Consider the following 26,893-nt stretch of genomic DNA (forward strand, 5'->3'; position numbering starts at 1 on the left):
AAAAGATATATCTGAAGTCATGCTTTTAAACTTTGACCTTTGTGCTCCATCTGGTTTATCAACATAAAGATTGTAAAATGCATCTCCAAGATAACCTGAAGGTTCAGTCCATTTTAACTGTATTATTTTACCCGCAACAACAGTATTTGGCATTGCACTAAATGAACTAACTTTACCTATGCTTGCCGTGACAGTTTTTGATATAGCAGGGCCACACTCACCACTGCTATTACACGCTTCAATATGAATTGTATGAACACCCGTCATATCAAAAACATGCGAATACTGCTCAACTGATACCAAACTCAAAAGCGCTAATTTAGCTGAACCGTCAGGTTTACTAACATAAAGGTTATACAGCGGTGTATTTATGAAGCCTTCAGGTTTTGACCATTTAATTAAAGCAGACTCACCTGTTACTAATGCATCTTTACTAATAGTAAATAAACTTACTTTACTGATACCAATAGCCTTCACGGTAGTACTTTGTTCATCTCCACATTGCCCTGTTGAATCACATGCTGCAACGAAAAATGTATGCACACCGTTCATATCAATCTTTCGATCAAAGGTTTCCGCTGTTATCATGCTTTGAAATTTAGTTTTTGATGAACTATCAGGTTTATTTACTGAAAGATTATAATATGTTGTTCCTACAAAACCTTGAGGTGCCTCCCATTTTAGCTTAGTCACTTCTCCCGTATTTATTTCAGAGGGAGTTCCAATGAAAGAGCTCACTTTGCCAGGTTTTACAGCAACGTTTAATGAGGTTTCGGCACCACAGACTCCTGAAACATCACACGCCTGAACATAAAAAGAATGTATTCCTTGCAAATCAATTAAACGTGAGAAACTGCTACCCAAGATCATACTTTCAAATTTCGATTTTGCTGAGCCACCAGGTTTCTTTACATAAAGGTTATAATATGGTGTACCCACAAAGCCTTGCGGGGCACTCCATATAAGTTGTGTGCTTTCACCCGACTTAATGTTATAAGACGAAGCTGTAAATGAACTCACTTTATTTGGATTAACAGTTACAGATAATGATGCCTCAGCACCACATATACCTGAAGCATCACACGCCTGAACATAAAAAGCATGTGAACCTTGCAAATCAATTAAACGAGTAAAACTGGTAGCTGTCATGCTTTGAATCTTTGTTCTCGATGAACTATTAGGTTTCTCAACAAAAAGATTATAATAGGGTGTGCCCACAAAGCCTTGTGGTGCCCCCCAAGTGAGTTGAGTACTTTCACCAGATGTTATTTTATAAGACGAAGCTGTAAATGAACTCACTTGATTTGGATTAACAGTTACAGATAATGATGTCTCAGCACCGCATATACCTGAAGCATTACACGCCTGCACATAAAAAACATGTATTCCTTGCAAATCAATTAAACGGGAGAAGCTGTTACCTGTCATGCTTTGAATTTTTGTTCTCGATGAACTATTAGGTTTATCTACATAAAGATTATAATAAGGTGTACCAGTAAAACCTGCAGGCATTGACCATTTTAATATTGTTGTATTACCACTATTTATTACACTAGATGAAGCAGTAAAAGAAGAAACACTTCCTATTCCCGTGACAGAAATAGACTTGCTAGCACTGCAACCGGCGCCATTAGGATTACATGCAATTACTTGATACGTATTACTACCACTTTTTTCAACAACAGCATTGTATTGAGTACTACTAATCGTTGCTTTTAAATTACCATTAATTAATATTTGATAAGTAATACCCGCGACAGCATCTCCGGGAGCTGACCAAGTTAAAACTATATTTTCATTTTGTTTTTGTGATGTCATTGAAGCGTTTAAGTTTTGCACCTGACTGGGAGCAGCATAATAATAAACTGAAGCAGAAGCAGACTGTCCACCACAGCCGCCATCATTACAAGCTACAACCGTGTAATTCCTATATCCGGGAGTATTATTATTTACATATGCATATTGGTTAGAACCACTATATATTTGCGCACCATTTTGATAGAAACGATAATAATTTGCATTGGCGACTCCTCCCCAACTCACTATTAAATTTTGATTGATAGGCTGCTGACTTTTTTGTGGTATTGGTGTACTGGCAGTTCCTGGTGCAACAACACGCTCACTCACCATCACACTTATTGATGATTCTGAGCTACACTCACCAGATGCATTACAAGCCTGTACATAAAATGTTTGGCTCCCTGTTATATTTATTGTGCGTGTAAATGATTGCGATGTTGTATTACTTAACTTTACAAATTTAGAACCATTTGATTTTTGAATCGAAAAATTATAATAAATAGTACCACTTGCACCAGAAGGTCGCCCCCAACTCAAAACGGTACTCCCGCCACTATAAATGTTATAAGAGGATGCAGTAAAATAACTCACCCCATTTGGAGCTGCAGCTAATACTGAAGTACTAACAAACGTGATTGCAATTAATATATAAGGTAAATATATTCTGTGTAAATGTAAGAGCGGGGTCATTAAATAAAATCCTTTAGAAATGACTTTTTATTATTTTATAAAAATGAATAAATCAAAAGTATTAGGTATTAGGTATTAGGTATTAGGTATTAGGTATTAGGTATTAGGTATTAGGTATTAGGTATTAAAATGCTAATTCTAATACGATAAATTGATATCGAACTAAATCATCACAAAACAGTCACTCTAAAGGGTAATTATTACAAGGCCGCAGATTATACTTGTTTTTTGTACCTATACAATAGAAATCAAGACTTAATAAAAAATCACTATATACAAACCAAGAAAATTAATACTAGAAAATAGATGTAAATATATAGCCTTAACTCTAAACACAGTGATTGGGTGCTATAGCAATTCTTTTACTTAGTGTAATTTTGAGTCTTTCGTGGGCAACTTTATGAGTGATTAATCTAAGTTGATAGTGTTATAAATTTTGATCTCAAGAAATTTTACAAATAGCTTTGACATCATTGCATTTGAACCAAATAGGATAGTCACAGTTGAAACCACTAAATGTGACTTCAACAATGAATTATAATTTAAAGGATTCAGCAAATAAATTTAAAAGATATGTTTACTTAACCAAAACTCGAATTTTAACGTTTGAATTCTGAAGTTTTACTCCATTGTGGCCAAATATTTTCTTTAGATAACTTATGACCAATCTCAAAAAATGCTTGCATATCTTCAACAGCACCGGAGAGATCCCATTGTTCATTATATTCATCACACAGGTTGTGATAACATTTTCCCAAACTTGATTTTAACTGCTCACGCAATGCCTTAGTCGCTTCATCTACAGGAACTTTTCCGCTTTTAGCGTAAAGCGCTGGAATACCGATATTGGCAAATGCAAAATGATCTGAACGATAATAAATGCCTGCAGCAGGGCGAGGATCACCAGAAATAATACGCCCTTGTTTTTTTGCAGCAACGGTTAGGTAATCATCAAGTTGAGATTGCCCTAACCCATATACTGAAACATCTTTGCTACGACCATCAACATTTAATGCATCCATATTAATATTGGCAACGGTTTTTGCTGCAGGAATAATCGGATTAGCAGCATAAAACTTAGACCCTAATAGCCCTTGCTCTTCTGCTGTGACAGCCATAATTGTAATTGAACGTTCCGGGGCTACAGGTAATTTAGCAAACGCTTCAGCAACTTCGATAAGCGCCGCTGTGCCAGATGCGTTATCTACAGCACCATTATAAATTTGGTCACCTGTTAAGCTTGTATCTTTACCCAAGTGATCCCAATGTGCAGTATAAAGAATATGCTCATCGGGCTGAGTGCTGCCAGGTAAAGTTGCGATGAAATTGTAGGAGACCGACTCTTTTACTGTATTTTTCACACTAATCGATGCTTTTAAATCGCCCATATCAAGATTATAACTGCCCTTTGCAGCTAATTCTTTCGCTTGATCAAAATTTAGGCCCGCATTGGTAAATAACTCTTTTGCAACATCGCTATTTATCCAACCTTCGACAGCAACACGGCCTTTATTTAAATCATCACGCACAAAACCAAACTGAGGACCTGTCCATGAATGCTCAACCACAGACCAATTGTATGATGCAGGCGCAGTTTCATGAATAATAATTGCCCCTTCAGCACCCTGGCGACTCGCTTCTTCATATTTGTAAGTCCAACGACCGTAATAAGTCATTGCATTGCCATTAAATATCGCAGGGTCTTGAGTCGCAAAACCAGGATCATTAACTAAAATAACAACTGTTTTACCTTTTACATCTAAGTTTTTGTAATCGTTCCAATCGTATTCTGGTGCATTAATGCCATAACCCACAAAAACCAAGTCAGAATTTTTTAATTCTGAAAACTCAGTAATTCGGCTAGAGCCCATCACCATATCATGACCATATTGATAGTCTTTACCACCAATTGATAATGTCATATCAGGCGATGCCTCAATTGACACCATAGGAACGGCTTGTAAAAAACTATCACCATTTCCAGGCTTAAAACCAACAGCGGTTAATTGCTTGGTTAAATAGTCAAGCGTAAGCTCCTCTCCCTTACTTGATGGTGCTCTCCCTTCAAATTCATCTGATGCAAGCACTTTTATATGCTCAATTAACTGCACTTTATTTATGCTATTGTAGCTGGCAGTTATATCTACCGCCGTATTTGTTTTTTCAGAATTCGAACCACAGCCACTTAATAAAACTGAGGTTAGCAAAGTTAAACCGATTACTTTTTTCATTTTTTTATTCTTTGATTGAGAATGACGCCATGATTATATTGAGTTTAAATCCAATAAGATATCTGATTTTATGTACTGGCTAATTTCAAGTTGTAGTTATGTACTTTTAAAGATAAAAAACACTCACTGAATAGTTCCATTTTGCTTTGTATTATTTTTATACTTTCAGCCACAAGTAAGTCAATTATTGAACTTAATTTAACAGGACGCTTGTAGCGATTAATCGATTTTTCTAATGCAAGGTTTTTCAGGCTTTGCTGAGTTTGTATTAACGAAGCTTTCAGCTTTTTTCACAACGACAGTTTGCACTACGACTTACAAGCCCGCAGCTTTGTGACGTAAACTCAACTATTGTTGTTCTCGTAGTAAATATCAAATGCATTGAATCATTTCAATGCATATAAACTTAGACATTTCTACAAATGAAGGTGTGACAAAACATTTAACTTAATTTTTTAATCCGCTTTTCCCCTTTGCTTTTTAAATCACTATTTTTTGTTTGTTTAACAATCTCTTTATACAATGCAATTGCAGCCTTCTTATCACCTTTAGCTTCAAAAATATTAGCCAAGCGATATTTAGCCCAATCTTTTTCTATCATAGATGATGTTACCTCTGTTCCTTCAATATATTGCTTTAATGCTTTTTCACCTTCATCAAAATGACCTTCACTTATGACACTTATTCGTCCTATTTGATATAAAGCGTTAAACTTAGACTCATATTGTCTGGTTGTTGATGTAGTCATATCCGCAGCTTTATGCAAATCTTTTAGAGCCTTTACATAATCTTTTTGTTGTTGAAAATACATACCTCTTCGATAAAACAATTCAGGTTCATTTGAGAATAGTTTAAGCGCATTATTAAAAACATTTTCCAATTTTTCATGGTCTTCTAATTTAGCATACACTTGTATAAGTGCTGACGCCCCAGACAATACATCAAGCTTTTTAATTGCAAAAGCCTGCTTTAAGGCTTCATCAATATCTCCTCCCATTAAGCTTGGCGCCATTAAATGAAACCCCATTAAACGACGACGATAGTCAACTTTTTCAGGTGAAATTTCAACTGCAGCACGAAAGGCCTCATGCATTTTATTGACATAACCCATTTTGCTAAAAATACTTGACTCTTTGGCTTGTAAGCCCATGATCATACCGTAAAAATATTGCACTTCATCACTTTTAGGGTTCATCTTTTCGGCTATTTCTATATATTTTTCAGCTTCATCAAGTTGATTATTTTTTACTGCTATTTGCGCTAAATATAAATATTTTTTAAAACTATCATCCGCTTCTTTAAGCAGCATGACTTTAGCAAATTCAAAGTTGTTATTTTCAAAAGCAGTAATGCCTTCGCCAATACTCGCATGTATGGGTAAGTTTAAAGTACCTGAAATGAATGTGATTAATACAAGTTTTTTTAGGTTGAATATCTTCATACAGCTCTCTTTTTCATCGTAGGATAAAAGTTGGTGAATTTAATACGTAATAGCCAGAATCCCGAAAATAAGATAACTAACACAACAGGGATGGCTAAAAATTCAATTTTTCTAAGTGACTCAGGAAATAACTTAGCTTGCCCTAAAAAGAAAGCGGCTGTTGCCATAAACATTGGAAAACACATACGCCAAACATGCCTAACAATACGTTGAGATCCACGGGTGCCGCCTTGATAAATCATTTTAAAATCGAGAATCGCAGCGAATGCTGCAATACTGGCAAAAAAATAAAAGACGCCGAGTCCAAAACCGCTTAATTTCCCCGTTTCACTCATAGCAGCCTGCCAGCCATATTTAACCAACATGACTGTTATAAAAACAACTCCAATAAATGAGATATATTCAAAATAACCAATTGTATTCGCTTTACGTTTAATGGCCATCCAAGAAGTTGAAATTAAATAACAAATAAAAATACCATTGATCAGTGACAACATGATGCCTCTGCTATATGCCACATAAACTGATGTAACTCCTAACATCAGCATCGCGATTAAAAATGTATTTCCGGCAGTTTTGTGAATTTTAATATTATTAGGGAAAATAAGAACTGAAAAACCCGCTAAAATTGCGAGTGCTCCTGCAATAAAGTGAATAAGTACAAGTGGAGGTAATGTCATTTCAAGCTCGCTAAAGTTTAATTGTTAATATAGAACGTTAGATTGCAGGTAACACGCCACATTGTTAAGGCATTGTTATAAAAGAAGTAACTTAGAATTATGTAAACTAAATTCAGTTTCATCCCAAAGATGGGAATGAAAAAACATATAAAGTCCGAATAATGGGAAACTGGATGAATTGAATGAAATAAAATGGCTTTCCTAAATCAATTGAAAGCCATTAATTTAGTCATATATAGGTTTTAAATATATCTAACCCTTGCTTGGTCATCGTTGGCATAAATTCTGTGATGTCATAATTTGCGATATCTGCAATATAAAAAGGATCTTCTTTTATAATTAAATCAAGTTCACTGCGGTCAGTGGCATTAACTAAAATAATCCCACCATCACGAGGAATTTTACGACCTGAGACTAAGAACTTGCCTAAGTTATAATATTTTTCCAAATATATTATATGCTCATTTATATAGTTATCGACTTGTGATAACTGAGTTTTATAGGTTAAAGATACTATAAACATTCAAGTCTCCATTTAAATTTATATTTCACTGTTATGAATAAATAATTACCTAAAATTAATACATTAAAGATATTTTCCTTATTTCCTCCACATTTGTTCCTTAAACATTACATATACTAATGAAATATTGTTCCAAAATCATGATTTCTATCATTTAAATAAAAAGGATTTAATATGCCAAAGTCTATAGTGATTTTAAATTTACTCGCCGATAAATCAGATGGCGCTTTTGACAAGCTTGAACAAGGCTTAATAGAAATGAACCGATCATCTGGCACACAGGTTGAAGTGATTGATGCTGCAGAGTATGTATTCAATTTCAAAAAAGGTAATATTTTCCATTCCGATAAGAAAAAAGTAAAAACCTATTTAGAAGAAATGTCTGATGTTCGCATGAAGCTATTTAACGCAAAAAAAATTGTAATTTCTGCTCATGGCACCGAAAAAGACAGCGACCATTGTTTTAATAAAGTAACTAAAGGCGATGTGATTTTTTCACATACTCAATTAGTTAAATTTTTAAAATGCTTCTTGCTTTCAGGTGGCAATTTTAATATAGATTTAATGATTTGTTATGCAGCAAGAACCGCGAACTACGCAGGTCCTCAACTTAAAGATGTGCGAAAACACGACATCATTACCAGCTTTGCTTATAAGGTATTTAAAGGACTTAAAAACTCAGCTCCCTACAAAGTGAGCATTGTGGGTCGCGTAGGTGCTTGTGGTTATGTTAGTGGACAAAAACCAGCAAAAAAAGGCCGCACAGTCCCAGATTTATTTATAGGTGTTGAAAGTGAAACCACCACATCACAAAGACGATTATTACCCACTTTAAAAGATGGGTATTTAGTAGAAAAAGAAAAAATAGAAGCAACATTAGGCAAAGTTGCTATGAATGAAATGTATTCTAAATTTCACCCAAGTTATAGCATGACGGAACAGTCTTTACAGGTTATAAGAGCTGATACAATGCCTGAAATACAATATAAAAGTTATTTGCTTAAAAAAGCCAGTTGGAATGATTTACGCCATACTTTGCAAACCACAACCAAAGAAAAAGATTTATACGGTACCTTAGTATACTTTGATTGTCCGCCAGGTATTATGGTAATGGATATGAGCAATAATAGAGAGCTTTATCATGGAGCAATTTAGCTGGCACAGTCTTAATTTTAGTCAATAAGAGAATGAGTTAAAAACATTAAATGATAATCAAAATTCACTTTTATATGACATCAATTATGAGTCCTGATTGACTGAGCCATTCCCCTAAATTTGAGTTTTTTTACTTCATAACCTTAAAACCGCGTATAGCGGTTTTTATATATAGAAGTTACAGCTAATTTTTAACCGCATTTTCACCGACAGCCATTAAAACGGGCATACTGCCTTTTTCACTTTGCATTATAAAAGGGCTAGATAATTCTTTTATATTGAAATCAATAGCTTCAAACGCATTTTTGACTCTGAGTTCAGTTAACCCTGTCGTTGCATTGTCTTCTTCTGAAAGCCAATCCCATTGAACAAATAAACCATCATTTTTTAATAGTGATTTTAATAACCCTAAAGTGACTTCATACTCTGGTACAAAACCACACACTGATGAAGCTACAATAATATCAAATTGATTATTTAATGCTGGGTATTGTAGGATTAAGTTTTCAGATAAATAATCTGAGATGGTAGCAACATTTTTTAGTTTTTTTTGTGCTAATTTTTTAATCATTTCAGATGAAGGGTCAATAGCAGTAATATTATCTGCTATTGGACTCATTAACTGAGTAAGCGCTCCCGTGCCACATCCGAAATCAAGAATTGTTTTTTCTTTTATATCAACAATCCGATTAAGCTGTGTAAAGACTTTGTTAGCATATAAGGAAACTGAAGGATCAATATCCCAATTTTGTGCGTATTCATCCCATTCATTTTTCACATGATTCTCCTTTGGACTTTAATATTGATTGAGTAGATAAAGTATTTATATTTTTGATGCAAAGTAAGTCAAAATTTCAGCTTTTGTCATTTCTTTAGTTTCATTCGCGAAACAGTAATAATCAGGACGTTGGTCACTAAAGTATTGCATATTCATTTTTAAACCTTTTAAATTCGGGAACATGCCTACTGGCATATTGTATTCACCGGTTTGTTTTAATTTATAAAACAAATGTGTTCCACACTCAGAACAAAACCCTCTAGATGCCCAAGGAGATGAGTCATATACATTAAGTTTTTGACTGCCATCTATTTCTACCTCTGTACCACATTGCACAGCAAAAAATGGTGCCCCACCCCAAGTTCGACATGTTTCACAATGACATACACTAAATTTAGGGTTGATATTTGCGACAGTTATTTTAATGCTACCGCATAAACAACTGGAAGAATTTGAATCTAACATTTATATGTCCTTATAGTTAAATAGTAAAAATGATTTTATCACTTTTAGTTTATTTAAATTCTGTACTAAGTAATGCATATTGAAACTCATCACCCCAGACACCTTTAAAAAATACATTTTGAATAAAGTGTGCTTCTTTTCTAAAACGAATTTTTTCTAATAATTTATAGCTTGCTGTATTGTTAGCATCTGTGATCGCGATTATTCTATGTATCTTGAGCTCTGTGAACAAATAAGTAAGTAAACAATTAATCGCTTCAAATGCGATGCCTTGTTTTTGAAATTCAGGCGCTATGGTAAAACCAATTTCAACTTGCTGATCATCAATAAAATAAACCGCTAAATCTCCTAATATATTATCTGTTTGTATGTCAGTTATGGCTAATTGATACCAATTACCGGCCACAGCAAAATTTTTATAGTCAATATTTTCAAATAATGAAATCGCATCTTCCAGAACATAACTGGACCAACTCTGAAACTGGGCAACTTCAGGTCTAGCCCGATAATCAGCAAACGTTTGTAAGTCAGAATACTTAAAAGCACGTATGATATAGTTTTTTGAATTAAGTTTTGGTGTCATTTTTATTCCATTAAATTTTATTTTGAAAGTTTTTATTTCAGGTTTCACTTCCGATTATGGCTAGAATTTAAATTTTGCTAAGTTATAGTTACTTTAACATTAACTCAGATATTATTTTGATGCTCAATCCTCCTTTAGATGATGAAATTTGTCAAAAAGCAAGAATGTCGCGAGATCCACGCTTTGATGGCAAATTTTTTACTGCAGTACGAACAACGGGGATTTATTGTCGTACTATTTGCCCTGTATTTCCGCCTAAGGAAGAAAATGTATCCTATTTTTCAACTGCTATTGCCGCAGCTACTGCAGGTTATCGCCCGTGTTTACGTTGTAGACCCGACAGTGCACCTGGCTCTCCAGCATGGAAGGGTGTGAGCACCACTTTAGAACGCGCCATTAAACTCATTGATGAAGGGGCTTTGCAAGAAGGTAACTTACAAGCTTTATCAGAACGCTTAGGTATAAGCGATAGATATCTCCGAGACGTTTTTAAAAAGCACTTAGGAACATCTCCGAAGACCTATGCACTTTACCAGCAATGCTTATTTGCAAAACAGTTATTACACCAGACAAAGCTTCCAATCACACAAGTTGCTTTAGCAAGTGGCTTTTCAAGTATAAGGCGCTTTAATGACTGCTTTGTCAGCCAACTTAATTTAACGCCATCTCAAATGCGAAAATCAAGTGCAACCCAGTCAAACTCATTACAACTGAAGTTATATTACCGACCACCTTATGACAGTAGTTTTATACTTAATTTTTATAGCACCAGGCGTATTAATAAACTTGAATGGGGAGATCAAAATAGTTATGGTCGCACATTTGAATGGCTCGGTACAGTCGGTAGCTTTACAGCCAAGCATATTAGAGATAAAAATAGGTTTGATGTCTCAGTAGAGTTAAGTGATGTCAAACAGTTAAAACCTATAATAAATAACATCAGACGATTATTAGACTTAGATGTTGATATGTCTCTTGTTGAATACGACTTGCAACAAAACTTTAAGGACCAGTTTCCAATAAAATCGGGGATACGTTTGCCCGGTATTTGGAGTATGTTTGAAGCCGGGATCAGAGCCATTTTAGGTCAACAAATATCCGTTGTTGCAGCGAGAAATCTAGTGACAACTTTAGTAGAAACATTAGGACAATCTATCGGAGAAAACACACTATTTCCAACACCTAAATCAATTAATGAAAGTGATTTAAGTTTTTTGAAAATTCCAAACTCTCGAAAACAAACGCTTAAAAATTTAGCAAGTCATTACCTTGAACATTTCAATCCAAATGATGCCGAACAATGGCTCAAGCTCAAAGGTATTGGACCTTGGACAATTAATTATGCAAAAATGCGAGGGCTGAGCGATCCTGATATATTTTTGGGTGGCGATCTGGGCATTAAAAAAGCAATTGGCAATGCAGATTATAATTTTTTACCCGAACAGGCATCTCCATGGAGAAGCTATTTAACTTTTCAATTATGGAGCCAACTTTAATGTATACAGATTATATGCTCAGCCCTTTAGGTTTAATGGAGTTTAAGGCATCAGATAAAGGCATAACTCAAATTATTTTTTGTGGCGATAAAAACCGTCAAACACAAGTAAATACCAATCATATTACCGAACTGTGTAAACAAGAATTAACTGAGTATTTTGACGGTAAACTTAAGACTTTCACTGTACCTCTAGATCAAAAAGGCACTGAATTTCAAAAATCAGTATGGCAATGTTTAACAAAAATTCCCTTTGGTGAAACACTGTCCTATGGTGATATCGCGATATCACTTAATAATCCGAAATCAGTGAGAGCTGTAGGTGGTGCAAATGGTCGTAATCCCATCAGTATTATAGTGCCTTGTCATAGGGTGATAGGTGCTACTGGTACTTTAACTGGCTATGCCGGCGGAATAGAACGTAAACTCTGGTTATTAAAACATGAAGGCATTAAAATTAAAAATGCCAAAATAAATGACAGGCTTGATATTAAAAATGTACTCCATAAACGACAAGATAAAACACAATTTTTAAAATAATAAAAATGAAATAGATCAAGCACAAATTGTGACATTAAAATTTAGCTGATGAAATATAGCGATAATTTAATGACTCAAGTCTCCAAAGTAACATTTGATTATTTCTTTAATTTTATACCTGTTATTTGAAAGTGCTTTATTTATTTTTTCAACTTCTTCTATGAATACAGTTTTACGGCTAAACAGCAGAGATACCTGATTTAGATAAACGATACTGAATGAAACCTTATATTATCAATATTATTTTTATATAAATAATATCTTCCGGCTAATGCATCCTCTATCGTAAAGTTGACTCGTTTATGTAATATCATTCCCATTTTTTGCACTATAGACACAGCTTTAACGATTAGCCAAGTTTGATTTATTTTTGAAACTTGATTAAAACGCGATCCAAAATAACTTCCCGGGTTAATGACCCCTATTAAATTTCCTTCTATTAAATTCCCTTCTAATAACCCGACTAAACCCAAATTATTTAAGTCTTGGCCTTCACTTGAACTCCAAAAAAACGCATATTTTCATCGTGATAAGGTTCTGAAAATAGACCTATTACAGCCTTTACTAAAGCTCGCGGCATAAAACAGGTCAACCTTCCTTTTTTAGCTGTGGTAAACTTTGCACGCTTGATGACATTTTTATATAGATAGATCAAATATTTAACTGTTAAAAAATAGTTTTAATGATTTCAATATCTATGCCCATAGACTTTTTATTTATTTCAAAATAATAAGGTGACCAAGGAAGCCCCTAAACCAATAGAAAAACTCGTTTTACAAATTTTTGATTGACTTAAAAATGGTATAAACCCAACTATTATTAAAAAGTGTATGATGCGATACAAATAGAGATCCTTTGTAACAATGCAATATGCAATACAAAAACAATAGAAAATAAAAGCTGGATTTGAAGTAATTAAAGCTTAAAATACGCTGCAATTAGGTATCTTTTAAATATCATAAACCTTTTAGAGGCAATAAAAATGGCGAGCAGAATCACCTACAAATTTAAAAACAAAGCAAAAGAAATTAATTTCGCCTACGACAAATATCATAATATGCATGAAGCTGTTGCAGCTGAAGAAGGTATAGATTTAACCAATTACTTAAAAATGGTGCAACAAATAGAAATGACCTCTAAAGGCTCTTCAGCGGTAAGAAATTATCGAGATTCTGAATTTGAAAAAATGGGATTTAGCGACCTTTACTTCATAAAAGGCGACCCCAAGTCAGAATAATTAAAAAGGGGTCGGAGTTAATAAACACTATTTATCAACTTTAACCCTACATATTCAGATTTTTTCATATCTATTTGTGCGATATATCTCAAAAACAAATAGGTCATGTCATAAAATAAACTTTAAATTAACAATAAAAACTCATAACACACTGTATTTTATTGTTTTTATATTCAACCACCCATATTTCATTTATATGATGAACTAAATGGGTACTATTTTATTATCTAAATTAACCTAAAATTAATATTACTTACTTATGTTAATACAGGCGATTTAAAATGGACTTTACATATCAACAAGAAGGATTTTTAGGGCAGCCAGGATCGACTCTAGAAAGAATAAGCCAATACAAAGCATGTTTAGAAGAATTTTTGGCTTTAGGCTATGACGATTCATATTTACAAGAAATTCGCTTAGAAATGAGTATATTGCTAAAAAGAAGATCCAGTGAATAATTTATTCACAAGCCATTAAATAAAAGTCATTTAAAAGTCATTTAAAAGTCATTTAAAAGTCATTTAAAAGTACAAATAATAAACAGAAACAAGGTCCAATTCCAGTTTTATTGTGTAATTTATGACACTGAAAAAGATTTTTCATTATTGAATCTTCTCCACTGACTGTCATTTGTAAGCCTTGTATAAACATGCTTATCCTTTCTAGTTTCTATGGTTTTTTAAGAAGATATTTCACAAGTTTAAAATACTTTTCATTATTATCGGTATCTTCTGATGCAATAACCAAATATTTACCATTAACTACCACTGAAGGCACACTGGTTATTTTATTCTCAGTCATTTCTTCATAACTTTCATTCATATTGTTTAATACATTTTCACTTTTTCCTGCAACCTCTAAGAATTGCGTTTTATCTATTTTATTTTTAACAAAAAAAGATTCAAAACCTTCTTGATCAATACCTGCTTTATATAACTCAAACAATTCTGAAAAATGAGCCATATTGTTAGTTTCTTGAAGTGCATAAAAGATACGTGCATCATTAGCCCAATTTTCAGACAAAACCGCATGTTTTCTAATAAAACCTATATTTGGGTTCTCGGATTTGAATTTTTGTAATGGTTTCTCAAAATTTTGGCAATGAGGGCAACCCAACCAAAAATATTCAATCAGAAATGGCGGTTTTAAATCACCAAAATTTATATTTTCAACAATGCGGTAGTGTTTATCTTCCTCATATGTTGATTGTTTTGATTGATTGATTTCATTCTGGCTTTGGGGATCAGAGCAGCCTAACAAACTTATTGCTGCGATAAATACAAAAAATGAAAAGAACTTAGTCATTTTAGAAACCTTTTATTAGTTTATTTTGAAATTTATGATGTCGTGAGTTTTGCTTTTAATTATTACATTTATAGTCTTATCATAATGCCTAAGGATATAATTTTAGTAGAAATATCTGCAACTTTTGTATTTTCTAAATCAAGGGTCATGGCTATATTTTTACTAAAACCATAACCAAATCCAATGCCACTTAATAATGACACTCCTCGGTCTTTTTCATTAACAATGAGTAAACCATCAACATTCTGAGTTAATGTTTCAAATTGATTATCAAATGCATAAGCACCAAGCTGCGCTCTTAAAAAAATATTATCAGTGATAGGATATGAACCTATGGCTCTAAAATCTAAACTTAAAGTGCTAAATTCGCCCTTATGATGTACTTTGACTTCAGTGGTCCCATCAGTTTTTGTAATGTCTTCTATTACCTTAAAATCAGATTTTGGCAGCATTGAAAAACCCGTTTCAATTGCAATAAATTCATTGAAATTTTGACCTATAAAAATGCGAGCTCCCATACCTGACGAAGTATCTTCTTGATACTTTAATGGTTCTTGTAAATTAGTATCTAAACTAGGTGTGAAATTCACATTTTCAAAATTCACATTTTGAACTGAAATCCCCATATAACTAAATGTATTTGTTTCATTTGAGAACACAAAACTTGATGAGACTGCACATACACTTAAAAGTGTACTAACTAAAATATTCATCTGAAATATTCCTTTTTTATTTTTATAATCTAAAAATATCACAGAAAATAAATATAAAATATTTTTATCAAATTTATTAATAAAATAAGCTTCAAACAATTACCCTATTAACTTTCACAAAAACCTTACAATACGCGTTACAAAGTCTTATGTTTCATAATTTATTTCAATTAACTATAATTAAGATTCAATTTTCATTCTTGTTATTTAGAAGTTTTCAAAATGAATAAACTATTTATTATTTTTATTATTTGTACTTTCATCTCACCTCCATCAAGTGCCAGAAACATACGTTTAGCTGTGGGTTTAGATCATAGCCGTATGATCTCAGATAATTACCCTCTTTATCGTGCAAGTTGGATTTTTTTAACTCAAGCATTAAGAGAATCAGGCCATACAGTTAGTGTTTTTTCTCAGTCTTCAATTAATGCACTTGTTACCGTTCAAGAAGGTAAACTAGATGGGCTTTTTTTGGCTGCAAATCTTATTGGAAGAGAAAAATGGGCCGTATTGAGCTCTCCTTTAGGCTATGACTATTTTGGTTTTTTCATAAATAAATTGAATAAAAACGCCCAAGGAGCAATAGGCACAGTTAATATTGGTAATTTAGATCAAATACTCTCAAACCAACAGCAAAATGAATTATTACAAATTGCCACAGCTCAAAGAGGCTTAAAGCAACTGGCGAAACAGAAAATTGGGAAATTTATTTTGGCAGAAGGTTATGGAAAATATTTGCTAAATAATGAATTAAAATCAATTTCAGAAAACATTAAATTCCAAACATCAGGAGCTGAAAGAAGATCAGCGCATGTTGCTTTATCAAAGCAAAACCCAAACTATAAAATTTTACAAAAGATAATAAATGATGCTATCAGGTCAGGAATTGAAAAAGGTGACTACGATAAAATAATGAATGAAAGCCATTTACCGCTGAAAATGAGAGTGTCAAATCCATAACGTAAAAGTTTATTCACTTTCTTTTATATGTGTAATTGCTTTATCTGTTGTTTGTAGCATATTTAAAAATTCTTTAATTAACAGCACCAGTCCATATAAGGCTACACCATGATGTGCGCCTATTTGATGGGAATCAGTTTGTAATTGCGTATAAATTTGATACAAACTTGTGCCTGTTAAAAACAAAGCGATGAAGATATTGGTAAAGTGGCTATTAGCAATATTACTTAAAGTTTGAATCATTATATTTAACCTATTAATACAGTTGGTAAACCTGCTACGATTGATCCACCATGGGCGCTGGTATCACCCATACGAATAGCAGGCTTACCACCAAGTAAAACCGTAGTACTCCCCATTACTAAGCTATCTGGCGGACCCACACAAGTAGCATTATCCCCCATTACAGCCGCAGGTAAACTCCCTATCAATACGGTGGGTGCACCAGGACCTATTATTGGACCTCCAACATGTGGTATCGGTGGCACAGCAGGTGTTTGCATTGGACATACATGCATGTCAGTTATTCTTGCTGCTGGTAGTCCCATCAGGCTTCCTCTTTAATACTTAAAAGTGTTGTAGTAACAGCTTGACCATTCGCAATCTCAAGACCTAATTGAATTGCTTTGATATAAAACTTTTCATAGCCCATGTCCTCTTTTTGCCATAGTGGCACTGCTGCAGCGACTGTTATTGCAGCTGCAACCGCATGTCCATACAGAAAAGCGGGCGGCATTACCGCAGGTAATTCTGGAGCAACAATAGATCCTGTTCCAGACCAATAAACAGCCTTAGCAACCCAAGCTGGCGCGGTTTCAAGCCCTACTCTATCCGCTAATTGATTTGCACGTATACGATATGTTTCATTCGGTTGTTTTAACCAATTTCTAGCACTATTTATGGCATGAACTTGGGTTTCGCTCCATTCTTTTTCTCTTATCTCCAGTACAATACTGGCCCAATTTATCGCATCAACCATAGGTAATGCATGTGCTATAAATTGAATAACATCATTATACAACTTTGCCGTTTGCAAACTTTCAATCGCAAGAGCTGGAGTCATATCAGGGTTTGTACAATTTTGTGCATCTTCAGATAATTCATAACGACTTAAAATTGAAGCTACTGATGTATTTGGGATTTTTTTATACATTAATTTACCTGTACCAAGGAGCCTGAAATTTGCGTAATACCTGAAGAAGATACTTTTGTCATTGCTGAAGAGCTCAATTCAGCTCCTGCACTACCACTGACTTTTGCTTGCGCTGATGTACTCACAGTAACACCTGCATTACCAGACAGTTCAGCATTCGCATTAGCACTTGCTGAAAAGTTGCTACCTGCACTCACTTTGGTTTCAGCATCACTATTCAATTTAATATTTGCACCATTGATTTGAACATCACCGGTAGAGTCTACTGTAAGCTTGTCACACTTTATAGCAATGCCACTTGTGCTCAATTCAATTGAATTACTACCAACGGTTAAGGTGATTTTATCATCGCCCGTCATGGTAATTTCTTTGGCTTTTTCTGCCAAGGTTTCTTTAATGGTCAATGAATAATTATCATTGCCCGTAACTGAAATCGCCTTTTCTGTGGTGCTGGTAAATTCATTTGTTATTGTTTGTGTTAAATTATTTTCAACTTCAGTTAAATGATCTTTTGCCGCATGAAAATATAACTGTTCATTATCTGATTTATCATCAAAACGAATTTCGTTTGCGGTCTCACCAAGCTGTGTTTTGATGCCACTTTGTGTACTATTTAATTCATTATAAGGTGGCGGATTATTGCTATTATATACACTTCCTATGATCACAGGTTGATCGGGATCGTTATTAACAAAACTGACTAACACCTCGTCGCCAACTCTAGGTATAAACTGCATGCCTAAACCTGAACTTGCCATAGGTTGAGATACTCGGATCCAACAACTAGGGCTATCTCCACCCACTTTATCCCAGTGAAACTGTACTTTTATTCTCCCACTTATATCATGCTGTGGCTGACCTGTATCACCACCTATGACTATTGCAGTTTGCAAACCATTGATTATCGGTTTTTTCTTAAATTTGGGGTAACTTGGATAACTACTTGGACGACAAATAAATTGATTATGATAAGTCACTGATTGCTCTGCGGCTTCAATAGTGTGGGTAATTTTTTCTATGGCATAATTACCTAATTGATTTGCATCTGGATGAGCCGATAAAGCAAACTGTGTCGCAAGCATTAACTCTTCTACTATGCTTTTAGCTTCCACTAAACTAAAGTCACTTTGTATTTGATTAAGTTTATTTTTAACCACTGAAGCTGTTAAGTCGCTCATATCCCCTTTAACTGAGTTAGTACCAAACTCATATTGAGTTAGTTTTTGATTGTTTGCGATACTATGAGATGACTTACTGTCGCTGCTATCTACAATTTGTGTACTCTCATAATCATAATTCACACTGCTAACAGCACTACCATGAAGCTTCAATTTAGGCTGCCATTGAGTAACCAGCATTTGTTCGCCTGTTCGACTTGGCTTGTAATCAAGTTTAGATACTGATGCATCTTCATAGGGTGAACTAGGGTCTTGTAATTTTAACTGATGACTATTACTCGTATGTGTAAAATAATAATGAATGCCTTGTTCAGATAATAATCTTTGTACAAAGTCAAAGTCTGTTTCATTGTATTGAACGCAGTAATTACGCTCATCACTGGGTAAAGTTCCTAACGTATAATTACCAGAGAAGCCTGCATCATCAAATACTTCAGATATAATATCTGATAAAGTTTTTTGTTGGAAAACCCGATAATTTGTTCTAAATGTCAGTAACCAAAACCACGGTCGCAAAACAAATTTATAACGTTGATAATTGTTATCACTTTGACTTTCAATTAACTGAATTTCGGTTAAGTACCCGTGAAATACACGTTTTTCTTTTTGCTTATTGTCTGCTATTTCATTCCAGTGACAACTTAAGGGTTGTCCTAATTGGTCATCGGCAGAAAAGTTGCTACTGACAAGGACACCCTGAATTAAAAATGGGTCTGATAAACTTTCATTTATTGTCAGTTTATGACCTAAGTGAGTATTATTATTAGAGTCAGTAAAATATAACCCTCTATTTTCAAATTGATATGACACGCATTGTCCTTATAAGTCGCGAATTTATTTTATTTTTATAGATCAATCTAAAAGCACTCTCGCATTATCGCCTTGCTCATATATTAATAAGCTAACAGCCGACAATGATTTTATTTCATCTAAACTCACAGTAAGAGTCTGGTTTCCACGTTCTACATTATCATTTAACCTTTTAACTATTTTTTTAACTTCAGTTAATTCTAATTGTGCCTTTGGTACGCGAGTCTTTACAAAATCAAACCATTTTTCACTCATATTTTTGAGCACTTTAGCAATCACTTCTTTATTTGTAATTGTAAAAGGTTTATTTAATGCGCCACCATCTCTTAATACATCATAAATTATATGACCATTCTTTTTAGCTACCATCATATTTTTTGTATTTAATTGCAGCTCACCAATATGACCATTGCTCATTTTTAAAAAAAATTTTATATCTTTATATCCTGCATCTGTTGCACCACAATTATATTTTGAATGGGCACCTTTACCTGTACCATATCTATCTTTCATTGCGGATTGAAAATGCTGTAATTCGCTAAACTCTTTTGTGAGTGAAATCATTGACTTTGCAGCAACCATATCTTCCATATTATCAAATATGATTGTCATTCGAGCTGCATCTTTCAAATCACCAATATCATAATTTCTTTTACGATTTGTTATTTTATCTAAGGCACCATGAAAGTCTTTCACACCAAAATAAGCACCTGGAGGCTGCTTAACTATGCCATTACATACTGAGGAAATCTGCACTGCATATTCTTTTAATTCTTCCTGAGCTTCACAGGTATTTTGAAACATAACAAAAAGTTGCTTTCTTTTTAGCTGAGTATTGGCAATTTGGTTTCTTGCTTTAAAATCAAGTTCCTTATTGTTTAACTTCTTATTAGTATTTGAATCCAAATAATGAGTAATAGCCCCTTTAGTTGTCATTATGCTTAGCATAGATTCATCTTGGTGCTTATTTGATTCATTTTTATACTGATAATTTGCTATTTTTAATCTCAGTTTCTGAAGTTTTTGCTCATACGCTTGATTATTGACTAAACGGAACCCTTGAGACATACGTCCTTGTAAATTTATTTTTGCCATCACGGCAGCTTTATTTTTTTTTACAATCGCTTGTTGAATTTTTATATCTTCAAATGAAGATACTTCTGGTATTTGTTTAGTATTTATTGGCATTTCACCCTCAACAATAATCTAATCTTTTTACAATCTAACATTCAAAACTACTCAGTCAAGCTATCATGAAAAAATTAACCATAAAGTAACTTAGCTTGATGGTTTTTAGTCGAATATTGGCTATGTAATAGACTTAACTGTGATATTTCACTATCTATTAATATCCGTAATTGCTGCATGGCTTTTAGCCTTTTTGAAGTTTGATGAACTTTATTATTTGGATCTAACCAACTGTGTAATGGTACCAATATTTTTGTTGATAAATAATCAACTCTGTTTTGAATGTCCTGTAAACAAGTATTAAGTTGCGCTTTTGTTACTGCTGCACCATATTTACTTTTTTTTGTTTGAAATAATTGACTGTAACTTGTTAACCCTTTATCTATCGCTTGAGTATATTCATGCCTTCTACCAAAAGTAACCCAACTTAGCTTTTTCCATTTAGCTAAATCAATAACTTTATCCCCCAAAATAGCACGTTTAAATGCTTGTTCATTTAACCAAGTTTTAGATAAAATTTGATTATTAATACTTTTTAGAGATAACTCAAACTCTTTCATAACTGCGACAGGGTTAACTTTTTTAGTATCCGTACTTGTTAACTTTGATTTCTTGAACCAAGTGATTTCATCTAACACACCTTTACCAGATCCTATTTTTGTACCTGCGTGAGTTAAACTTGGTTTATCAAACCTGCGAATTTCACTTAGATGTGCCGCGTGATGTATATCCCCCAAATAGCCTGAAGTAAGCTCTTTATGTTTTAATATTGCTTCTCTAAGTTGGTCAGCATCTTCTCTTAAAGCATCACCTACGCCTTCAACTTCACAAGGGTGCTCTTCCATAACCCTACGTGCCTCTTCTTGCATTGGCCGTACATGGTCATCAATAACCCGTTTGGTATAACTTATCCAAGTAGAAAAACTATAAGCATTTCCCGGTAACATTGCTACAAGCTGGCTTTGACTACAGCTACTGATCACATAACATGCTAATAATGGGCTTGTTTTAAAAATATTAAGGTCAAAAGAAGAAACATATAAACTTTTAAATAATTTATTAACCTTTTTAATTTCTTTACAATGCGTAATGGTTTTAATGATACTTGTTAGTGTTTGTCTAAAATCATTAGCCCACTTTACGGCTTGTGCACCAGCAGGCGCAAAAGCATCCGTTGCAGCAGATGCTAAATCTGCGGCTAAATCAACCGCCATAGCATTACGTTCTGACTGTAGCGCCTGCTTTAAGCTATCAACTGCCGCTTTAGGATCTCCTTGTGCAAAAAAATACTTAGCGATACGTGTTTTTCTAATATCAAGTTGCTTTTTAACTAAGGCATAAACTTTGGGAGCAAACTCAAGAATGAATTTAGCAGTACTTGCTAATGGAATAAGGTGCATAAGTAAGTTTTCTAAAAGCTTATATATTTCAGTTTTTAGCATATCAATGAATTGCATTACTGTTATTTGCAATGATTTAATCAAACCCAATACAAAATTAACCACATGATTGATTATGCCACCTATTGTTGACTTACCAACAGCACTAACAGCTCTATTCACTCCACCCTTAACTTTATCTATGATCTCCCGTACCATCGAAGGCACACTAAACCCTTTAAAACCTAATTGTTCTAATAAACTTTTTACATCTGAAGCAAAGTCTTTAGCTGTTTTAAGTTTACTTTTAAATTTCATATTGCAACCACGAAAAATTTGCATGCAAACATCTCGTTGCGCTTCTTTCATTAACGCTAATTCACGCAGTGTTTGCGCATCAGTTTTTGGACCAAAAAACAATTGTAAATGCAATTTCCAAGGAGCATCAGACCTTGTACTGCGTATAGACGAACGAAAGTCCTCTTTAGATTGACACCAAAGACCAAATTTAATTTTAAGATCAGATAACGTATCCTCACATTTATCAGTTTCATAGTTTTGTATTGCTGTATCGACTTCCTTTAATAAGGAACTACGAGTCGATAATTTCCCTGCATATGTTTGCTCTCTCCATTCGTCATAACTCATGAGTATTGGTAAAGCCATCAAAATGCCTATTTAGTAAAATAAATAATTGATTAATTATAGATAAATTTCATTAATTAGCATTAGATATCTTATAGATTAAATTGCTGTAATTGGGTTCACTAGTTTCATTCTTGTTTTTTTTTACTATATTTATAAAAGTTTTATTTTTTGTATTTGGGATTATTTTAAAATAACAATGAATATCAAAAACAATGAAAGTAATGCCTCTATCACTTTATCTTTGCTTAGTAAAACATTTGCAATATTTAGCATTACTTTAGGTTTAATCGTTTTACTTGGCTGGTATTTTAATCAGGCGGTCATTACCCAGTTACACTCTTCTCTTGCACCTATGCATTATAATACAGCCTTATGTTTATCGTTGCTGGGAGTTGGTATATTATCAGTCAATTACAAATGGAGCTTCATTTTACCAAGTTTAGTCTTTTTCATTAGTTTCATAACTTTAATGCAGTTTATACTTGATTTTAATTTAGGTGTAGATCAATTTTTTTTAGCACAAAAAGGCAACTTATATAACCTACTACCAGGTAGAATGTCTCCTATCACAGCCATATGTTTATTATTCTCTTCAATTATTATTTTGTTATTTTCATCAAGTGCCTTTCCAATAGAAATAAAATTAACCTTAAGTCAAACTTGCACTTTTTTTATACTGTCATTACCTGTTATTTCATTACTTGGGTATGTTTTCAATTTAAACTTCACTTTTGCTTGGAGTTACTTTTCTCCCATGGCAATTCATACTGCCTTAGGCATTATTTGTATTGGCATCAGTCTTAAATTTAGTTTTATTAATCACTATAAAGACTCAAAACCTCTTTTTGAAATTTTTATAGTCAGCGGAGTATTGTTAGCGATATGGTTAGTTGGTGTATATCAAGAAAACACTAAAATAAAAGCCGAGTTAAATAAAGAAATGCATCTAGTTGGAACCCAAATAAAGCAGCAATTAGATACACAATTACAACACATAAAAAGTATCAAAACGAATTCAAATAACATTCCAACAAACACAAATAAACTTATTTTAAACACACCTTGGATCACGCGTATTCAATGGTTTAATATCAATAGCGCTTCTAATGTATTTAGTTTGCCAAAGGCTAATACTCAAAACTTTTTATCTTCAGAGTTATTAGAATTATTTGAACACGTTGAAAAAACGAAAGCCCTTTCATCAAGCGTTATAACTGAAACAAAATCAAATAATAAGTCAATTTTAGTTATCATACCGAATCTATTAAACGGTGACAGTTCAAAAGATGACCCGCTTAAAGGTTTTACAGTTGTTTATATTAATATTGATTTATTTTTTAAACAATTAGTCCTAAATAATACAAGTCATTTTTTATCTATAAAGCTGAACCATAACTATCAAGAGTTTTATAACAATACACAGTTAAAAAATGAAAATTACTTTTCTTTAAAACAAAATATTCAACTCGCGGGTTCAACTTGGAGCATTATCATAACGCCAAACTTGAGTTTTTTTAAAAACATCACAACTTTTTTACCAGCTTGGCTATTTACCTCGGCCTTTTTTGCCACACTTTTATCTGCATTTATCTCTCAATATTGGTATTTATTACAACAAAAGTCCCATGAACTTAGCAAACTTAAAGAACGCTTCTCTGATGATAAAAAGACTAACAATGCAATTGCAGAAAACATTAATGACGCCATTGTGATAATTGATAATAAAAGCATTATTCAATCTTTTTCAAATAAAGCAGAATCTTTGTTTGGTTACACTAAAGAAGAAATTGTAGGTAGGAGCGTAAATTTATTAATGCCAACAAAGTTAAGTTTAGCGCATGATAAACATGTACAAGGCTTTAACGCTAACAAAAAAACATCAATTATTACTAAAAGGAAAAGCCTCAAAGGCCTCACAAAAAGCCAACAAGAGTTTCCAATTGAAATTACTTTAGTTGAAGTTTTAAGTGCTAAAAAACAGCTGTTTATTGGTATTATTAAAGACATATCACAACAACAACATAATGAAGTACAGCTTGATAAAGCAAAATGTGAAACTGAATCTATAAAACTCGCTAAAAGTAAATTTATTGAGTATATGGGTCATGAAATTAAAAGCCCTATGAACAGTATTTATGGTGTTTTACAATTATTACAACACGAAAGTGATTCACATATAAATAAAGACTTAATAGAAAAAGCAATCTTTTCCTCTAAATCATTGTTATGCAGTATAAATGACATCATTGATTTCTCAAAAATAGAAGATGATAAATTATTTATTGAAGAGTCTGTCATTAGCCTTAAACAACTATTACATAGATTAATGCTTGATATGACACCTATTGCTGAACAAAAAAATGTCCTATTATCGCTTACATATTCAAGCAATTTTACCGATGGCTGGTTAGCAGATCCTGTTCGGATCCGGCAAATAGTTTTAAACTTGATAATTAACTCATTAAAGTTTACCCAAGATGGAAAAATTGACATTCACATTGATATTATTAACTCTAAAACCAATCGAAAGTCACTCAAAATTTCAGTATCGGATACTGGCATAGGCATGCATAAAGATAAAGTCTCAAGCCTCTTTAACCATATAGACCAAGGAACTAAACTAACAACATACTTATGCGATGGTTCTGACCTAGACTTATTAATAGTAGAAAAAATGATACAACTCATGGATGGATCAATTAGTGTAGGCAGTATCGAAGGTGAAGGCTCATGTTTTTTAGTCATTTTACCTTTGATAAAAGAAGACAAAAACTTTTCAGAAATACAATTACATACTGAAGAGGTCGCACCTCACTTTAATGATAAAGTCATATTATTGGTTGAAAGTGACAAAATAAGTAAAGTAATAATTAAAGCAATGCTTGAAGCAACAAATGCAGATGTAGATGTAGTTTCAAGCGGTGAAGAAGCGCTATCTTATTTAAATAAAAAACAAGTTGATATCATTTTAATGAATACTAGGTTACCAAATTTAAATGGCATTGAAACATGTAGACAGATCAGAGAAATAAATAAAATTTTACCGATTATTGCTATTAGTGAAAATAAAATTAAAGATGATATTAGCAATTTTCAACACTTAGGCTTTAACGCTCGTATCAATAAACCGATAGAGCTACATTACTTATATCAAATACTCACAGAGCAACTAAGACCTACATCAAAACTCTTGCTGTAATACCTAACAAAACAACACCTGTTATTTTTTCAATAATATGCACATTATTACGAAGTTTTTCTAATACTTTAGATTTAGATAAAGCAAGGGCAATTAAACAATACCAAACTGTATCAATCCCTCCGACCGTACTCACCATAATTACTTTTTGTTGTAAGCTCGCATTAGCATCAATAAATTGACTAAATAAAGCGATAAAAAACATCGCTATCTTAGGGTTAAGAAATGCAATCATAAACCCTTCCCATGCACTTTGTTTTAGTGAAACTGTGGCGGTTTGATGTTTAAGTTCACCGAGAGATGATTTTGATGTAAAGGCTTTATAAGCTAACCAAAGTAAAAATACTGCCCCAGAGTATTTAATGATATTAAATAACCAAGGTGTTTCTTTAATAATAACAGCCATGCCAATGACTGTTAAAATCGCATATAAGGCAATACCCGCACCATGTGCAATACTAGCAACCAAACCATTCAATCTTCCGCCTGCAACTGTATGTTTTAAAACAATTGCCAAACTTGGACCTGGAGTCATAGCACCTAAAAGACAGATTGTAGCTAAAGAGAACCATGCTGTGAGTTCCATGTTATTTCCTATTTATTTCACTAAGTACTTAGTCTAACCAATTTCAAACATGAAAATAAATTAAATTATAGACTAACAGCCATGAAGTAATTTCATGGAAAGAGATATAAACACCATATCGATAGCGAGATCGTTTTCTTTTTGAATAGTCAATTG

General features: G+C 33.3%; 25 protein-coding genes. 7 read left to right on the top strand and 18 right to left on the bottom strand.

What is annotated here, in order from left to right; all coding sequences use genetic code 11:
- The 5 genes from BM088_RS14105 to BM088_RS14125 all read right to left on the bottom strand — a co-directional run.
- A partial coding sequence (locus BM088_RS14105) for a fibronectin type III domain-containing protein (RefSeq protein ID WP_177208053.1) occupies positions 1-2,490 on the bottom strand: 2,490 nt, incomplete at its 3' end.
- Between the two features lie 599 nt (positions 2,491-3,089).
- Positions 3,090-4,721, bottom strand: coding sequence for a M28 family metallopeptidase (locus BM088_RS14110; protein WP_091985127.1), 1,632 nt, complete (start codon positions 4,719-4,721; stop codon positions 3,090-3,092).
- A 442-nt stretch (positions 4,722-5,163) separates the two neighbouring features.
- On the bottom strand, positions 5,164-6,162 hold the full coding sequence (locus BM088_RS14115; protein WP_091985132.1) for a tetratricopeptide repeat protein: 999 nt from the start codon (positions 6,160-6,162) through the stop codon (positions 5,164-5,166).
- On the bottom strand, positions 6,159-6,842 hold the full coding sequence (locus BM088_RS14120; protein WP_091985135.1) for a hypothetical protein: 684 nt from the start codon (positions 6,840-6,842) through the stop codon (positions 6,159-6,161). Before BM088_RS14120 ends, BM088_RS14115 begins: the two co-directional genes overlap by 4 nt.
- 229 nt (positions 6,843-7,071) lie before the next feature.
- Entirely contained in the window at positions 7,072-7,365 is a 294-nt protein-coding gene (locus BM088_RS14125) for a YciI family protein (protein WP_091985139.1), read from the bottom strand.
- Positions 7,366-7,539: 174 nt separating this feature from the next.
- Here BM088_RS14125 and BM088_RS14130 point away from each other — a divergent pair, with 174 nt between their 5' ends.
- Entirely contained in the window at positions 7,540-8,520 is a 981-nt protein-coding gene (locus BM088_RS14130) for a hypothetical protein (RefSeq protein ID WP_091985144.1), read from the top strand.
- Between the two features lie 184 nt (positions 8,521-8,704).
- On the opposite strand, the gene BM088_RS14135 is transcribed toward BM088_RS14130, so the two are convergent.
- From BM088_RS14135 to BM088_RS14145, 3 genes are read right to left on the bottom strand one after another with little or no spacing between them, the layout of a single operon-like run.
- Positions 8,705-9,298 (bottom strand): class I SAM-dependent DNA methyltransferase, encoded by a 594-nt coding sequence (locus tag BM088_RS14135; RefSeq protein ID WP_091985149.1) that lies wholly within the window; start codon positions 9,296-9,298, stop codon positions 8,705-8,707.
- A gap of 45 nt (positions 9,299-9,343) precedes the next feature.
- Positions 9,344-9,763 carry a GFA family protein gene (locus tag BM088_RS14140; RefSeq protein ID WP_091985154.1) on the bottom strand — a complete coding sequence of 140 codons (420 nt, stop codon included), beginning with the start codon at positions 9,761-9,763 and terminating at the stop codon, positions 9,344-9,346.
- 49 nt (positions 9,764-9,812) lie between these two features.
- Complete coding sequence (locus BM088_RS14145; RefSeq protein ID WP_091985157.1) at positions 9,813-10,346, bottom strand: GNAT family N-acetyltransferase; 534 nt, start codon at positions 10,344-10,346, stop codon at positions 9,813-9,815.
- 119 nt (positions 10,347-10,465) lie between these two features.
- Here BM088_RS14145 and BM088_RS14150 point away from each other — a divergent pair, with 119 nt between their 5' ends.
- Together BM088_RS14150 and BM088_RS14155 are read left to right on the top strand one after the other, a co-directional pair.
- Positions 10,466-11,842 (top strand): DNA-3-methyladenine glycosylase 2 family protein, encoded by a 1,377-nt coding sequence (locus BM088_RS14150; RefSeq protein WP_091985161.1) that lies wholly within the window; start codon positions 10,466-10,468, stop codon positions 11,840-11,842.
- Positions 11,842-12,381, top strand: coding sequence for a methylated-DNA--[protein]-cysteine S-methyltransferase (locus BM088_RS14155; protein ID WP_091985164.1), 540 nt, complete (start codon positions 11,842-11,844; stop codon positions 12,379-12,381). The genes BM088_RS14150 and BM088_RS14155 overlap by 1 nt, the downstream gene beginning before the upstream one ends.
- 200 nt (positions 12,382-12,581) lie before the next feature.
- Here BM088_RS14155 and BM088_RS14160 read toward each other — a convergent pair whose 3' ends face one another.
- Positions 12,582-12,854 (bottom strand): hypothetical protein, encoded by a 273-nt coding sequence (locus tag BM088_RS14160; RefSeq protein ID WP_091985168.1) that lies wholly within the window; start codon positions 12,852-12,854, stop codon positions 12,582-12,584.
- A 509-nt stretch (positions 12,855-13,363) separates the two neighbouring features.
- On the opposite strand from BM088_RS14160, the gene BM088_RS14165 reads away from it, so the two are divergent.
- A complete protein-coding gene (locus BM088_RS14165) occupies positions 13,364-13,618 on the top strand; it encodes a DUF2960 domain-containing protein (RefSeq protein WP_091985172.1) in 255 nt (84 codons plus the stop codon).
- A gap of 281 nt (positions 13,619-13,899) precedes the next feature.
- On the top strand, positions 13,900-14,076 hold the full coding sequence (locus BM088_RS27260) for a hypothetical protein (RefSeq protein ID WP_177208054.1): 177 nt from the start codon (positions 13,900-13,902) through the stop codon (positions 14,074-14,076).
- Positions 14,077-14,287: 211 nt separating this feature from the next.
- Here the strand turns inward: BM088_RS27260 and BM088_RS14170 are convergent, their stop codons facing one another.
- Both BM088_RS14170 and BM088_RS14175 read right to left on the bottom strand, forming a co-directional pair.
- Positions 14,288-14,923 (bottom strand): thioredoxin domain-containing protein, encoded by a 636-nt coding sequence (locus BM088_RS14170; protein WP_091985176.1) that lies wholly within the window; start codon positions 14,921-14,923, stop codon positions 14,288-14,290.
- Between the two features lie 68 nt (positions 14,924-14,991).
- On the bottom strand, positions 14,992-15,636 hold the full coding sequence (locus BM088_RS14175) for an outer membrane beta-barrel protein (protein WP_143085080.1): 645 nt from the start codon (positions 15,634-15,636) through the stop codon (positions 14,992-14,994).
- Between the two features lie 222 nt (positions 15,637-15,858).
- Here BM088_RS14175 and BM088_RS14180 point away from each other — a divergent pair, with 222 nt between their 5' ends.
- Positions 15,859-16,596: a type 2 periplasmic-binding domain-containing protein gene (locus BM088_RS14180; protein WP_091985181.1), complete on the top strand. Its 738-nt coding sequence runs from the start codon at positions 15,859-15,861 to the stop codon at positions 16,594-16,596.
- Positions 16,597-16,605: 9 nt separating this feature from the next.
- Here the strand turns inward: BM088_RS14180 and BM088_RS14185 are convergent, their stop codons facing one another.
- The 6 genes from BM088_RS14185 to BM088_RS14210 all read right to left on the bottom strand — a co-directional run bounded on the left by BM088_RS14185 (position 16,606) and on the right by BM088_RS14210 (position 22,970).
- Positions 16,606-16,839, bottom strand: a complete 234-nt coding sequence (locus tag BM088_RS14185; RefSeq protein ID WP_091985184.1) for a hypothetical protein — start codon at positions 16,837-16,839, stop codon at positions 16,606-16,608.
- Between the two features lie 5 nt (positions 16,840-16,844).
- Positions 16,845-17,144, bottom strand: coding sequence for a PAAR domain-containing protein (locus tag BM088_RS14190; RefSeq protein WP_091985188.1), 300 nt, complete (start codon positions 17,142-17,144; stop codon positions 16,845-16,847).
- Positions 17,144-17,749, bottom strand: a complete 606-nt coding sequence (locus tag BM088_RS14195; protein ID WP_091985191.1) for a DUF6931 family protein — start codon at positions 17,747-17,749, stop codon at positions 17,144-17,146. The genes BM088_RS14190 and BM088_RS14195 overlap by 1 nt, the downstream gene beginning before the upstream one ends.
- Positions 17,749-19,737: a type VI secretion system Vgr family protein gene (locus BM088_RS14200; RefSeq protein ID WP_091985195.1), complete on the bottom strand. Its 1,989-nt coding sequence runs from the start codon at positions 19,735-19,737 to the stop codon at positions 17,749-17,751. Before BM088_RS14200 ends, BM088_RS14195 begins: the two co-directional genes overlap by 1 nt.
- A gap of 42 nt (positions 19,738-19,779) precedes the next feature.
- On the bottom strand, positions 19,780-20,925 hold the full coding sequence (locus BM088_RS14205) for a hypothetical protein (RefSeq protein WP_091985199.1): 1,146 nt from the start codon (positions 20,923-20,925) through the stop codon (positions 19,780-19,782).
- Positions 20,926-20,999: 74 nt separating this feature from the next.
- Positions 21,000-22,970 (bottom strand): hypothetical protein, encoded by a 1,971-nt coding sequence (locus BM088_RS14210; protein WP_091985202.1) that lies wholly within the window; start codon positions 22,968-22,970, stop codon positions 21,000-21,002.
- Between the two features lie 178 nt (positions 22,971-23,148).
- On the opposite strand from BM088_RS14210, the gene BM088_RS14215 reads away from it, so the two are divergent.
- Positions 23,149-26,151 (top strand): response regulator, encoded by a 3,003-nt coding sequence (locus BM088_RS14215; RefSeq protein WP_091985206.1) that lies wholly within the window; start codon positions 23,149-23,151, stop codon positions 26,149-26,151.
- Here the strand turns inward: BM088_RS14215 and BM088_RS14220 are convergent.
- Positions 26,129-26,737, bottom strand: a complete 609-nt coding sequence (locus BM088_RS14220; protein WP_091985211.1) for a LysE family translocator — start codon at positions 26,735-26,737, stop codon at positions 26,129-26,131. The genes BM088_RS14215 and BM088_RS14220 overlap by 23 nt on opposite strands.
- Between the last annotated feature and the right edge of the window lie 156 nt (positions 26,738-26,893).

The sequence above is a fragment of the Pseudoalteromonas denitrificans DSM 6059 genome, from assembly GCF_900112265.1.
Classification (GTDB): domain Bacteria; phylum Pseudomonadota; class Gammaproteobacteria; order Enterobacterales; family Alteromonadaceae; genus Pseudoalteromonas; species Pseudoalteromonas denitrificans.